Here is a 13,396-nt window from a genome sequence, read left to right on the forward strand (position 1 = left end):
GCCGTCCTCGGCGTCGTCGCCGTCCTCGTCCGAACCCTTCTCGTCCGAGCCCTTCTCGTCCGAGCCCTTCTTGTCCGCGCCTTTTTTGTCGGAACCCTTCTTCTCGGACTTCTCGTTCAGGTCCTTCGCCTTGTCCTTGGCCTCTTCCTTATCGTCGACGTCCAGCTCGCGCAGTTCGCGCTTGAGGATCTTGCCGGTCGGGTTGCGCGGCAGCTCGTCGAGGAAGATGACTTCGCGCGGCACCTTGTAGCGGGCCAGCTCCTCCTTCACGTGCTTCTTGAGGGTGTCCTCGTCGACGTCGGAGCCGTCCTTCTTGACCACGAACGCCCGCAGCCGGTGGCCGTACTCCTTGTCCTCGACGCCGATCGCGGTGGCCTCGACCACCTCGGGATGCCCGCTCAGGCAGTCCTCGACTTCGGCGGGGAACACGTTCTCGCCGCCGGAGACGATCATCTCGTCGTCGCGGCCGCTGACGAAGAGCAGGCCGTCCTCGTCGAAGTAACCGACATCGCCCGAGGACATCAGGCCGTCGATGATCTCCTTGTGGCCGCCGCCGGTGTAGCCCTCGAACGGGAAGGCGTTGCCCACGAAGATCCGACCGACCTCACCCTGCGGCTTCTCCTTGCCGTTGTCGTCGAGGATCTTGACCTTGACGCCCTTGACCACCGGTCCGACCGTCGACGGGTCTTTCTCCAGGTCCTCCGGGCGGGCGATGGTGGCGAACGCGATCTCGGTCGAGCCGTACATGTTGTAGATGACCGGGCCGAAATCTTCCAGCGCGCGCGCCGCCAACTCGCCACCCAACTGCGAACCCGACACGAAGATGATCTTCAGGTTCGACAGATCGGGCTTCTTGTCCATCTTCTCGATGGCGTCCAACAGCCGCGAGAGCATCACCGGCACCACGACCATGGCGGTCGCCTTGTGCTTTTCGAGGTCTTCAAGCACCAGCGGCGGCTTGAACTTGCGCCGCAACACCAGCGTCGAGCCCAGGAACATGGCGATCGTGGCGTGCAGGAAACCCAGCGCGTGGAACATCGGCGCCGGCAGCGAGGTGATCTCGTTGGCCTTGAACGGAACGTGCGACAGGATGCCGCCGACCGGCGCCAACGTCGGCGGGGTGCTGCGGTTGGCGCCCTTCGGGGTACCGGTGGTGCCGCTGGTCAGGATGATGATCGACGCGTGCTTGCCGGCTTTGGGCGCCGGATCCTTGCTGCTGTGCTCGATCAGCTCGGCCAGCGTTTCGTGGTCACTGCCGGAGTCCTCGTCACTGTCCGGGTTGGTGCCCAGGGCGCGCAGGAAACCCAATTCCGGCTCGGCTTTGCTGACGGTCTTGGTGTATTCGTCGTCGTAGATGATCAGCTTGGCGCCCTCGCGCTCGGACACCTCTTTGACCTGATTGCCGGAGAACTCGCTGTTCAGCAGGATGATGCGGGCGCCGACGCGGGCTGCACCGAAGTAGGCGACGAGGAACCAGCGGGTGTTGCGGGCCAGGATGGCGACACCGTCGCCGGCCTTGACACCCTTCTCGAGCAGGCCGTTGGCGACCGCGTGGGCGGCTTCGTCGAGCTCCTTGAAGCTGAATTCGCCGTCTTCGTCGATGCACGCCGCGCGGTCGGGGGTGCGGGCCGCGTTGAGCGCGGGCAACATGCCGAATTCGCCCCACTTGACGATGCCGGTGGCCAGCGCGGCGTAATTCTGCGGGGGCTCTATCCGGAATGCTCCGGCTTCGAAGATCTTGCGCACGTAATGGAGTTCGGCGGCGCCGCGTTCCACATATTGCTGGATTTTTCCGACCCCGGGTACATCGCTCAGGCTAGGCATGTTCCTCACCATATGTGACGGAGGTCGCAATGCGACCGATAGGTTTCCCTCGAATTACCATCGGCTTCTATGGCCAAACCCGTCTCGCTGGATGTGAGCGGCCGCGAGGTCACCATCACCCACCCGGACAAGGTCGTTTTCCCTGACCGCGGCACCACCAAGCTCGACCTGGTCCGCTACTACCTGAGCGTGGCCGACGGCGCGCTGCGCGGCGTCGCGGGCCGCCCGATGATCCTGAAGCGATTCGTCAAGGGGATCGCCGAAGAGGCGGTATTCCAGAAACGCGCCCCCGCCAATCGGCCGGACTGGGTGGACGTCGCCACCCTGCGCTACGCGTCGGGCACCTCGGCCGACGAGGCCGTCATCCACGACCCGGCCGGACTGGCGTGGGCGGTCAACCTGGGCTGCGTCGACCTGAATCCGCACCCGGTGCTGGCCGACGACCTCGATCATCCCGACGAGCTGCGGGTGGACCTGGACCCGATGCCCGGAGTCGACTGGCGCCGCATCGTCGATGTCGCGTTGGTGGCCCGCGAGGTGCTCGAAGACCACGGACTGACCGCGTGGCCGAAGACCTCCGGGTCGCGCGGCTTCCACATCTACGCCCGGATCGCCCCGCGCTGGCCGTTCCGGCAGGTCCGACTGGCCGCGCAGACCGTCGCCCGCGAAGTCGAGCGTCGCGCGCCCGACCTGGCGACCAGCCGGTGGTGGAAAGAGGAACGCGAAGGGGTGTTCGTCGACTTCAACCAGAACGCGTTCGACCGCACCGTGGCCTCGGCATACTCGGTGCGCGCCACCCCGGACGCGCGGGTCTCCACGCCGCTGCACTGGGACGAGGTCCCCGGCTGCGACCCGGCGCAGTTCACCATCGACACCGTGCCGAGCCGCTTTGCGGAGCTCGGTGATCCGTGGGCCGGGATGGATGACGCGACCGGGAGCCTGGACCAGCTGCTGGCGCTGGCCGAGGAATTGGGCCCGCCGGAGAAAGCGCCGCGCGGCACCCGCAAGAGCGCCGACGGCCGGCGTCAGTCCGTCAAGCCGCTGATCGAGATCGCCCGCACCAAGACCAGGGACGAGGCGATGGCCGCCCTGGACACCTGGCGCGCCCGCCATCCCGCCGCCGCCGAGCGGCTGCATCCCGCCGACGTCCTGGTCGACGGCATGCGCGGACCCAGCTCCATCTGGTACCGGATCCGGATCAACCTGCAACACGTGCCGACCGGCGAGCGTCCCGCGCAGGAAGAACTGATCGCCGACTATTCGCCCTGGGAGGGCTACACACCGAAACCCCGACCACGTAACTGACGGTCTGGTAACCCACGCGCTACTCTCACGCTGTGACGGCGATGAGTCGACGGGGATTCTTGCAGGTCGCCGCCGCTGCGGGCCTGCTCACGGCGTGTTCGGACAAGCCCAAGCCGGGCACGCCCGGCGGCGGGGCGGTGACGGTCACCCACCTGTTCGGTCAGACCGTCGTCAAGGAACCCCCCAAGCGGGTGGTCAGCGCCGGGTACACCGAACAGGACGATCTGCTCGCGGTGGGTGTGGTGCCCATCGCGGTCACCAACTGGTTCGGTGACCAGCCCTACGCGGTGTGGCCGTGGGCGCAGCCCAAACTCGGTGCGGCACAACCGGTTGTGCTCAACCTGGACAACGGGATCCAGGTCGACCAGATCGCCGGCCTCAAGCCGGACCTGATCGTGGCGACCAACGCCGGCCTGGACGCCGACACCTATCGCAAGCTGTCGGACATCGCCCCGACCATCGCGCAGTCCGGCGGTGACGCGTTCTTCGAGCCGTGGCGCGACCAGGCCGCCACGATCGGTCAGGCCGTCTTGCAGGCGGACCAGATGAAGTCGCTGGTCGACGCCGTCACCGCCAAGTTCGCCGACGTCGCCCAGAAGAACCCGTCCTGGAAAGGCCGCAAAGTACTGCTGATGCAGGGCCGGTTGTGGCAGGGCACCGTGGTCGCGACGGCCCCGGGCTGGCGCACCGACTTCCTCACCCAGATGGGGCTCGTCGTGTCCGAGGCCGTCAACGCCTACATCACCGACCACCGCGCGATGATCCCCCGCGACCGCATCAAGGAAGTGCTCGATTCCGCCGACGTCGTGATCTGGTCCACGGAGAGCCCCGAGGATCAGCAGGCGTTGCTGGCCGACCCCGAGGTGGCGGCGGCGCAGACGACCACCCGCCAACGCCACATCTTCACCGGCAAGGACCTGGCCGGCGCGATCGCGTTCGCGTCGCCGCTGAGCTATCCCGTCGTCGCCGACCAACTGCCTCCTCAGATCGCCAAGATCCTGGGCTGACTGAGCATTCGCTAAGGCGCCTCTGGCAGTGCTCGAAGATCGCTGCCCAACGCCCGAAACCGGCGCTAACGTCGAAATATGAGTGTGACCGAGATCACCGATATCCCGAGGGAACCCGACATGGCGTGCGCCGTGCTCGATTACGGCGACCAGGCGCTGATGCTGCAATGTGACGGCACCGCCGACGTACTGGCGTGGGCCGATGCGTTGCGCGCCGCGCAATTGCCCGGTGTCATCGACATCGTCCCGGCCTCGACCACTGTGCTGGTGAAACTCGCCGGACCCCGCCTGCAGGCGATCACCCGGCAACGGCTCCGCGGGTTGCGGGTCACGCCCGGTTCGGACACCGAGCACGGCGACCCGGCGCGCGACGTCGTCATCGACGTGGTGTACGACGGACCGGATCTGGCCCAGGTCGCCGCGTCGACCGGCCTGACTCCCGCCCAGGTCATCAACGCCCACACCAGCAGTCGATGGCGGGTGGCGTTCAGCGGGTTCATGCCCGGTTTCGCCTACCTGATCGGCGGCGACGAGCGGCTACGGGTGCCGCGGCGCTCGGACCCGCGGACGTCGGTACCGGCCGGATCGGTGGGTCTGGCCGGCGAATTCAGCGCCGTGTACCCGCGCCGGTCGCCCGGCGGATGGCAGCTCATCGGCCGCACCGACGCGGTGCTGTGGGACATCGACAAACCCGACCCGGCGCTGCTGACGCGGGGCATGTGGGTCCGGTTCCGGGCCGTGTGAAGGAGACGCGATGACCACCACGCTGGAGATCCTGCGCACCGGACCATTGGCCGTCGTCCAGGATCTGGGCCGCGCCGGGCTGGCCCACCTCGGTGTCGGCCGGTCCGGGGCGGCCGATCGTCGCTCGCACACGCTGGCCAACCGATTGGTCGCCAACACCGACGACCGGGCCACCGTCGAAGTGACCTTCGGCGGCTTCGCGGCCCGGGTCCGCGGTGGCGACCTCGACATCGCGGTGACCGGCGCCGACGCCGAACCGACGGTGAACGGAACCAAGTTCGGCAGCAACAGCATTGCGCATGTCCGCGACGGCGAGGTGATCTCGTTGGGCACGCCGCGTGCCGGCTTGCGCAGCTACCTCGCGGTGCGCGGCGGCATCGGTGTCACCCCGGTGCTGGGTTCGCGCAGCTATGACGTGATGTCGGCGATCGGGCCGTTGCCCCTGCAGCCGGGCGACGTAGTGCCGGTCGGTGAGCACACCGCCGACTACCCCGAACTCGAGCAGGCCCCGGTCGCCGCGATCGACAGCCACATCGTGGAACTCATGGTGGTGCCCGGGCCGCGTGACGACTGGTTCGTCGATCCCGATGCCCTGGTGCACACCATCTGGATGGCGTCGGACCGCAGCGATCGGGTCGGCATGCGCCTGGAGGGCCGGCCGATCGAGCACCGCTGGCCGGGTCGGCAGCTGCCCAGCGAGGGCACCGTCCGCGGCGCAATCCAGGTGCCGCCCAACGGTTTACCGGTGATCCTGGGACCCGATCACCCGATCACCGGCGGCTACCCGGTGGTCGGCGTGGTGACCGACGAGGACATCGACAAGGTCGCCCAGGTGCGGCCCGGCCAGTACGTGCGACTGCACTGGGCCCGACCCCGGTCCTGACCTGATAGACAGGGACGGTGCACACCGCACGTCTGGTCCACACCGCCGATCTGGACGACGACAGCCGGCAGCGTATCTGCCGCATGGTCACCGAGGCGTTCGACGGCGACTTCTCCGAGGCCGACTGGGAACACGCGCTCGGCGGCATGCACGCGCTGATCTGGCACCACGGCGCGATCATCGCGCACGCCTCGGTGGTGCAGCGGCGGTTGATCTACCGGGACACCGCGCTGCGCTGCGGCTACGTCGAAGGTGTTGCGGTACGCGAGGATTGGCGCGGAAATGGACTCGTGAGCGCGCTGCTGGACGGCGTCGAGCAGGTGATGCGCGGCGCCTATCAACTGGGCGCGCTGAGTTCTTCGCTCGCCGCCCGCGGACTGTACGCCCGGCGGGGCTGGCTACCCTGGCTCGGCCCGACGTCGGCGCTGTCCCCCGCCGGCCCGACCCGCACGCCCGAGGACGACGGGACGGTGTTCGTACTGCCGGTAAGTGTGAGCCTGGACACCTCGGCGGGGCTGATGTGCGACTGGCGCGACGGCGACGTCTGGTAGCCCTCACACGGCCTGAAGCGTTGCGGTGAGCGGAAGTTCACAACCGGGGTCATCGCGGGAAGCGCCCGGGCAACAAAAGATTTCTAGCGTTACCGACAAGGTCGCAAACGTTAGGAGTCTTCGTGTTCGCCAAGCTCGCGCGCCGTTCGCACACCATTTCCGACTGGGATCCCGAGGACGTGGTGGCCTGGGAAGCCGGCAACAAGTACGTCGCGCGCCGCAACCTGATCTGGTCGGTGGCTGCCGAGCACGTCGGCTTCTCCATCTGGTCCATCTGGTCGGTGATGGTGCTGTTCATGCCCGCATCGGTGTACGGATTCTCTGCGGGCGACAAGTTCCTGCTGGGCGCTACCGCCACCCTGGTCGGCGGCTGCCTGCGCTTCCCCTACACCTTCGCCACCGCGAAATTCGGCGGTCGCAACTGGACCATCTTCTCCGCGGTGGTGCTGCTGATCCCCACCATCGGCAGCATCTTCCTGCTGGCCAACCCCGGTTTGCCGCTGTGGCCGTACCTGGTGTGCGCGGCGCTGGCCGGGCTGGGCGGCGGCAACTTCGCCTCGTCGATGACCAACATCAACGCGTTCTATCCGCAGCGCCTCAAGGGCTGGGCGCTGGCCCTCAACGCCGGCGGCGGCAACCTCGGTGTCCCGATGATCCAGCTGGTCGGCCTGCTGGTGATCGCCACCGTCGGTGACCGCGAACCCTATTGGGTGTGCGCGGTGTACCTGGTGCTGCTCGCTGTCGCCGGCGTCGGCGCGGCGCTGTACATGGACAACCTGGCCCAGTTCAGCATCGAGATGCGCACCATGCGTGCGGTGCTGGCCGAACCGCACACCTGGGTGATCGCGCTGCTCTACATCGGCACCTTCGGTTCGTTCATCGGCTTCTCCTTCGCCTTCGGTCAGGTGTTGCAGATCAACTTCATCGCGGGCGGACAGAGCACCGGGCAGGCCGCGCTGCATGCCGCCCAGATCGCTTTCCTGGGGCCACTTCTGGGTTCGCTGTCCCGGGTGTACGGCGGACGGCTGGCCGACCGGGTGGGTGGCGGACGGGTCACCCTCGGTGTGTTCTGCGCGATGATCCTGGCGGCCGGAATCCTGGTCAGCGTCAGCACTTTCGCCGAACACCACACCGGGCCGGCGCCGGCCGCGACCATGGTGGGCTACGTCACCGGGTTCGTGGCGCTGTTCATCCTGTCCGGAATCGGCAACGGCTCGGTGTACAAGATGATTCCGTCGATCTTCGAGGCGCGCAGCCACTCGCTGCCGGTCGACGAGGAGCAGCGCCGGCACTGGTCGCGCGCGATGTCCGGTGCGTTGATCGGGTTCGCGGGGGCGATCGGCGCGCTGGGCGGTGTGGGCGTCAATCTTGCGCTGCGCCAGTCGTATCTGTCCGACGGCACCGCGACTTCGGCGTTCTGGGTGTTCGTCGCGTTCTACGTCGGCGCCTCGGCGCTGACCTGGGTGACCTATGTGCGCAAGCCGCTGCAGGCAACGGCGCACGCACCGGCCGGGCTGGCTTACGTGTAGTCACACCGCTGTTCGATGTGAGCAAGAACGCAGGTGCGAGCAATGCCGCAGCAATTGCCAGGTAACGTCCCGGAAACCGAGCAGGCATACACATGTGACATGGCCCAGGAACCGTCTGCGCCACTGACCGGCTACCGAATCGCAGTGACCTCAGCGCGCCGCGCGGAGGAACTGTGCGCGTTGTTGCGCCGGCACGGTGCCGAGGTATTCAGCGCGCCCGCCATCAGCATGATCGCGCTGCCCGACGACGACGAACTGCACAGCAACACCGAGGCGCTGATCAGTGATCCACCCGACATCGTGGTGGCACACACCGGCATCGGTTTCCGTGGTTGGATCGCCGCGGCCGAGGGCTGGGGGCTGGCCGCCGAACTCAACGAGTCGTTGTCGCGTGCACGGGTCGTTTCACGCGGCCCGAAGGCGACCGGTGCGTTGCGCGCCGCGGGACTGCGCGAGGAGTGGTCCCCGGAATCGGAGTCCTCGCAAGAAGTTCTGGAGTACCTGCTCGCCACCGGTGTCGCCGGTAAGCGCATCGCGATCCAGTTGCACGGCGCCGCCGACGCGTGGGACCCGTTTCCGGAATTTCTCGCCGGATTGCGCGCCGCCGGCGCCGAGGTGGTGCCGATCCGGGTATATCGTTGGAAGCCAACGCCTTTGGGCGGTGAATTCGATCAGTTGGTCGCCGGTATCGCCCGCCGGCAGTTCGATGCGGTCAGCTTCACATCGGCGCCGGCGGCCGCGGCGGTGCTGGAACGCGGCCGCGAACTGAGCATCGAGGAACAGGTACTGGACGCGCTGCGCGGCGGCGTGCACGCGATGTGCGTGGGCCCGGTGACGGCGCGGCCGTTGATCAGGCGATCCGTACCGACGTCGTCCCCCGAGCGAATGCGGTTGGGCGCGTTGGCCCGTCATATCGCCCAGGAGTTGCCGACGCTCGGTTCGTGCAGCGTCAAGGCCGCGGGTCACGTGGTCGACATCCGGGGTACCTGCGTGCTGGTCGACGGCTCGGTCAAGACCGTGTCGGGATCGGGAATGGCCATCCTGCGCGCCCTGGCCCATCGCCCGGGCGACGTCGTCGGGCGCACCGAGCTCCTTCGCGTGTTACCGGGCAACGGCGACGACACCCATGCCGTCGACACCGCCGTGCTGCGGTTGCGAACCGCGCTGGGTGACAAGAACATCGTGGCGACCGTGGTCAAACGTGGCTATCGGCTGGCCCTCGACCACGAGCACGACGCCGCATGAACCCGATCTTGACGGCACACGGCACCCGCCGGTCGTCAGGCGTGGCGATGATCGGCGATCTCGCCGACCGGGTGAGCCGCTTGCTGGACCGCACCGTGCGGGTGGCCTTCGTCGACGTGCTGGGTCCGTCACCCGGCGAGGTGCTGTCGCGGATGTCCGGTCGAGAACCCGCAATCGTGGTGCCCGCGTTCCTGTCTCGGGGCTACCACGTCCGCGCCGACCTGCCGCCCGAGGTCGCGGCCAGCGGCCACCCGAACGTCACCGTCACCCAGGCGTTGGGTCCGGGTCCGGAGATCTCGGCGGTCCTGGGTCACGTGCTGGTCGAATCCGGTTGGCAGCCCGGTGATTCGGTGATTCTCGCGGCGGCCGGAACCTCCGATCACCGCGCTCGCGCCGACCTGCGCAACGCCGCCGCGGCGCTGTCGGTGCTCATCGGGTCGCGGGTCGAGCTGGCGTTTGCCGCGGTCGGTGCTCCGGCAGTACCCGATGCCGTCGCGGCTGCGCGGCACCGGGGTGCGCGGCGCGTCGTGGTCGTCTCCTACCTGCTGGCCGACGGCTTGTTCCAACAGCGACTGCAGGAAAGCGGTGCCGATCTGGTCACCCGGCCCCTGGCCACCCATCCGGGCTTGGTGCGCTTGATTGCGAACCGATTCCGCAGCGCGACGCCCATCCGGGAGCTGTGCCGACTGGGCTCGCCCTACGCCGCAGCATTTGATCTTTCCTGAAAATCGGGTAATCCTGGCAGCATGGCCCGCAACGAAGAGCCCTCGCGTGGGCTCCTCGACGACGTAGCGAAAATGCTGCGCCTGCCTTTCAGTACACCGGAGTTCATCGACCGGATAGTCACCGGATCGGTCAATCAGGTCGGCCGGCGCACCTTGTACATGCTCATCACCACGTGGGACGCCGCCGGCGGCGGCCCGTTCGCCGCCAGCGCGATCGCGTCCACCGGGCTGTCGAAGACCGCCGAGATCGTGCAGTCCATGTTCATCGGGCCGGTCTTCAACCCGCTGCTCAAGACGCTCGGCGCCGACAAGGTCGCGGTTCGTGCGTCGTTGTGCGCCTCGCAACTCGTCGGTTTGGGCATCATGCGCTACGGTGTGCGCTCCGAACCGCTGCATTCCATGACGGTGTCGCAGATCGTGGACGCCATCGGTCCGACGATGCAGCGCTATCTCGTCGGCAAGATCGACTGAGCCCGCTCAGGCCGCCAGGCGCGCGGCGAATCGCCCCACCTGGATGCGGCCGTCGGCGGTGACCCGCACCGGGTAGACCGGTACCGACACCCGCTCGTCATCCAGGCAGCTGCCGTCGTCCAGCGCGAAAGCCTGCTTCAGGATTGGCGATTGGACGGTGGCGCGCCCGCCGCGGTCGCCGACGATGCCCCGTGAGAGCACGGCGGCACCGGAGAACGGGTCCACGTTGCCGATCGCGTGCACCGAGCCGTCGTCGAGGCGGAACAACGCGGCCTGGTTGCCGTCGTCGAGAAGTACGCCGACCCCGCGACCGGGGATCAGGTGGGCGTAGTCGCAGGCGCTGGTCCACACCCGGATGTCGTTGCTGATCGTCACAATTGCTCCTTGCTTCATCGGACTCGTGGGAGGCCAAGGGACACAGGCACTTTGCGTCCGGCACGTTCGGTGAATGTCACGGTCTCGTCGACGGCGTCCGGGGCGTTGACGAAGGAGACGAACCGCGACAACTTGTCCGGGTCCTCCAGCACGCCTTTCCATTCGCACCGGTAGGTGTCGACGTGGCGCTGGATCGCCGCCTCGAATTCCTCGGCCAGGCCCAGCGAGTCGTCGCAGACCACCTCCCGCACGTGATCCAGGCCCAGCGATTCCACCCAGGGTGCGGTGCGCTGCAACCGGTCGGCGGTGCGGATGTAGTACATGAGGAACCGGTCGATGTAGCGGACCAGGGTCTCGGTGTCCAGGTCGCTCGCGATCAACTGGGCGTGCTTGGGCGTCATGCCCCCGTTGCCGCCGACGTAGAGGTTCCAGCCCTGCTCGGTGGCGATCACGCCGACGTCCTTGCCGCGCGCTTCGGCACATTCCCGCGCGCAACCCGAAACGCCCAGCTTGATCTTGTGCGGGGCCCGCAGACCGCGATAGCGCAGTTCCAGGTCGATGGCCAGCTGCACCGAATCCTGTTGCCCGTAGCGGCACCAGTCGCTGCCCACGCAACTCTTCACGGTGCGCAGCGCCTTGCCGTAGGCGTGTCCGGACTCCATGCCGGCGTCCACCAGGCGCTTCCAGATCGCCGGCAACTGATCCACCCGCGCACCGAACAGGTCGATCCGCTGGCCGCCGGTGATCTTGGTGTAGAGCCCGAAATCCTGTGCGATCTGGCCGATCAGGATCAAATGCTCGGGTTTGATGTCCCCCCCGGGCACCCTCGGCACCACCGAGTAACTGCCGTTCTTTTGTATGTTGGCCAGGAAGTGGTCGTTGGAGTCCTGCAGCGAAGCCTGCTCGCCGTCCAGGATGTGGTCCGAGCCGGTGGAGGCCAGGATCGAGGCGACCACGGGTTTGCAGATGTCGCAACCCTTTCCGCTGCCGAAGCGGTCCAGCAACCCGGAGAAGGTGCGGATCTCGGTGGCCGAGATGATCTGGAAGAGTTCGGCACGGGACTGGCTGAAGTGCTCGCACAAAGCTTTGGACTGCGCTACGCCCTGAGCTTCCAGCAGTTGCTTGAGCAGCGGAACGCAGGACCCGCAGGAGGTGCCGGCGGTGGTGCACGCCTTCAACGCGGGCACGTCGGCGCAGCCGTCGGCGATGGCGCACGTCAAGTCGCCCTTGGTGACGTTGTTGCAGGAGCAGATCTGCGCGGAATCGGGCAGTGCCCCGACGCCCAGTGCTGCGGTGCCGTCGCCGGTGCCCGCGGGGGCGATGAAAGTCATTGGGTCACCAGGCAATTCGCTGCCGACCATGGGCCGCAGCACCCCGTACGAGGACGCGTCGCCCACCAGCACTCCACCGAGCAGGGTCTTGGCATCGTCGGAGAGCACCAGTTTGGCGTAGGTGCGGTTGACCGCGTCGTTGACGGCGACCTCGAGGCAGTTCGGCGTGCTGCCCATCGCGTCGCCGAAGCTGGCGACGTCGACGCCGAGCAGCTTGAGCTTGGTGGACAGGTCGGCCTCGCCGAATTCGGCGGTTCCGTCGAGCAATCGGTCGGCCACCACCTCGGCGCTGGTGTAGCCGGGCCCGACCAGCCCGTAACACTTGCCGTCGATCGCGGCGACCTCGCCGATCGCGAAGATGTCGGGATCGCTGGTGCGGCAGGCCAAGTCGGTGCTGACCCCGCCGCGCGGCGCAATGTCGAGGCCGGCCGCGCGCGCCAACTCGTCGCGAGGTCGGATGCCTGCGGCGAACACCACCACGCCCGCGTCGACGACCTGCCCGTCGCTCAGCCGGACCTGAACCGAATCGTGGCCGGAGACAATCGATTCGGTGCCGGTCCCGACGTGGATCTCGATGCCGAGCTCACCGATCATCCTGGCCAGCAGCGCACCGCCGGCCTCGTCGATCTGCTGGGCCATCAGTCGGGGCATCATCTCGACGACATGCGTGGGTAAGCCGAACTGGCGCAACGCGTTCGCCGCTTCCAAGCCCAGCAGACCACCCCCGATAACGACCCCGGCGCTGCCGGATGTCGCCGCGGCTTGGGCTCCGGCGCGTATAGCGTCCAGGTCGTCCAGCGTGCGGTAGACGTGGCAGGACGGCAGATCGTGACCGGCCACCGGCGGGACGAAGGCGTAGGACCCGGTGGCCAGCACCAGGGTGTCATAGGTGTGCCGTTCGCCGTCGGCGGCGACCACAGCCTTTGCCGCACGGTCGATTTCGGTGACCCGGGTGTTCAGCAGCAGCCGCACCGAACCGTCGCCGACGTAGTCGTTGCCGGGCAGCGCCAACAGGCCGCGGTCCCAGCTCTCGGTATACGACGTCAGGCCGACGCGGTCGTAGGCGGCGTCGGCTTCCTCGGCCAACACGGTGATCTGCCACAAACCGCTGGTGTCGCGGGCGCGCAGAGCCTCGACGAAGCGGTGCCCCACCATGCCGTGGCCGACCACCACGACACGCCGGGCACCGGCGCGCACGGAAGTAACGCCGGCTGAAGGAGACATGCCCAAGACCCTACGAACGCGATGTTGCCGAAAATGACGCCGAATGTGACACCGGCATCAAAGCGTCCTCACACCTGGGAAGTCCCTGTGTGACCCGCGTTCGCTCACGGCGAACACCCAGGTGGAACTTTAGTGCAGGCGACTCAAGTTTTACCGGGTAGCCGACCAACACAGCGTCGGGC

11 protein-coding genes and 1 pseudogene are annotated in these 13,396 nt (G+C 67.6%); 9 read left to right on the top strand and 3 right to left on the bottom strand.

Going from position 1 to position 13,396, the window contains the following annotated elements:
* Nucleotides 1-162: 162 nt before the first annotated feature.
* Nucleotides 163-1,824, bottom strand: a pseudogene (fadD2, locus tag AC5Y46_RS18585) (long-chain-fatty-acid--CoA ligase FadD2); the annotation flags it as partial.
* A gap of 69 nt (nucleotides 1,825-1,893) precedes the next feature.
* On the opposite strand from fadD2, the gene AC5Y46_RS18590 reads away from it, so the two are divergent.
* The 9 genes from AC5Y46_RS18590 to AC5Y46_RS18630 all read left to right on the top strand — a co-directional run bounded on the left by AC5Y46_RS18590 (nucleotide 1,894) and on the right by AC5Y46_RS18630 (nucleotide 10,284).
* Nucleotides 1,894-3,129 carry a DNA polymerase domain-containing protein gene (locus AC5Y46_RS18590; protein WP_499943973.1) on the top strand — a complete coding sequence of 412 codons (1,236 nt, stop codon included), beginning with the start codon at nucleotides 1,894-1,896 and terminating at the stop codon, nucleotides 3,127-3,129.
* A 41-nt stretch (nucleotides 3,130-3,170) separates the two neighbouring features.
* Nucleotides 3,171-4,136: an ABC transporter substrate-binding protein gene (locus tag AC5Y46_RS18595; protein WP_499944089.1), complete on the top strand. Its 966-nt coding sequence runs from the start codon at nucleotides 3,171-3,173 to the stop codon at nucleotides 4,134-4,136.
* A 78-nt stretch (nucleotides 4,137-4,214) separates the two neighbouring features.
* Nucleotides 4,215-4,880, top strand: a complete 666-nt coding sequence (locus AC5Y46_RS18600; protein WP_499992453.1) for a 5-oxoprolinase subunit B family protein — start codon at nucleotides 4,215-4,217, stop codon at nucleotides 4,878-4,880.
* Nucleotides 4,881-4,890: 10 nt separating this feature from the next.
* Nucleotides 4,891-5,763 carry a 5-oxoprolinase/urea amidolyase family protein gene (locus tag AC5Y46_RS18605; RefSeq protein ID WP_499992454.1) on the top strand — a complete coding sequence of 291 codons (873 nt, stop codon included), beginning with the start codon at nucleotides 4,891-4,893 and terminating at the stop codon, nucleotides 5,761-5,763.
* A 17-nt stretch (nucleotides 5,764-5,780) separates the two neighbouring features.
* A complete protein-coding gene (locus tag AC5Y46_RS18610) occupies nucleotides 5,781-6,314 on the top strand; it encodes a GNAT family N-acetyltransferase (protein ID WP_499992455.1) in 534 nt (177 codons plus the stop codon).
* 122 nt (nucleotides 6,315-6,436) lie between these two features.
* A complete protein-coding gene (locus AC5Y46_RS18615) occupies nucleotides 6,437-7,843 on the top strand; it encodes a nitrate/nitrite transporter (protein ID WP_499943977.1) in 1,407 nt (468 codons plus the stop codon).
* Nucleotides 7,844-7,942: 99 nt separating this feature from the next.
* Complete coding sequence (locus AC5Y46_RS18620; protein ID WP_499944090.1) at nucleotides 7,943-9,088, top strand: uroporphyrinogen-III synthase; 1,146 nt, start codon at nucleotides 7,943-7,945, stop codon at nucleotides 9,086-9,088.
* On the top strand, nucleotides 9,085-9,813 hold the full coding sequence (locus AC5Y46_RS18625; RefSeq protein WP_499992456.1) for a sirohydrochlorin chelatase: 729 nt from the start codon (nucleotides 9,085-9,087) through the stop codon (nucleotides 9,811-9,813). Before AC5Y46_RS18620 ends, AC5Y46_RS18625 begins: the two co-directional genes overlap by 4 nt.
* A gap of 21 nt (nucleotides 9,814-9,834) precedes the next feature.
* On the top strand, nucleotides 9,835-10,284 hold the full coding sequence (locus AC5Y46_RS18630; RefSeq protein WP_065146645.1) for a TetR/AcrR family transcriptional regulator: 450 nt from the start codon (nucleotides 9,835-9,837) through the stop codon (nucleotides 10,282-10,284).
* Nucleotides 10,285-10,290: 6 nt separating this feature from the next.
* On the opposite strand, the gene nirD is transcribed toward AC5Y46_RS18630, so the two are convergent.
* Entirely contained in the window at nucleotides 10,291-10,659 is a 369-nt protein-coding gene (gene nirD, locus AC5Y46_RS18635) for a nitrite reductase small subunit NirD (RefSeq protein ID WP_499943980.1), read from the bottom strand.
* A gap of 14 nt (nucleotides 10,660-10,673) precedes the next feature.
* On the bottom strand, nucleotides 10,674-13,214 hold the full coding sequence (gene nirB / locus AC5Y46_RS18640) for a nitrite reductase large subunit NirB (protein ID WP_499992457.1): 2,541 nt from the start codon (nucleotides 13,212-13,214) through the stop codon (nucleotides 10,674-10,676).
* Nucleotides 13,215-13,396 lie beyond the last annotated feature (182 nt).

This window comes from Mycobacterium sp. NGS59, assembly GCF_059812345.1.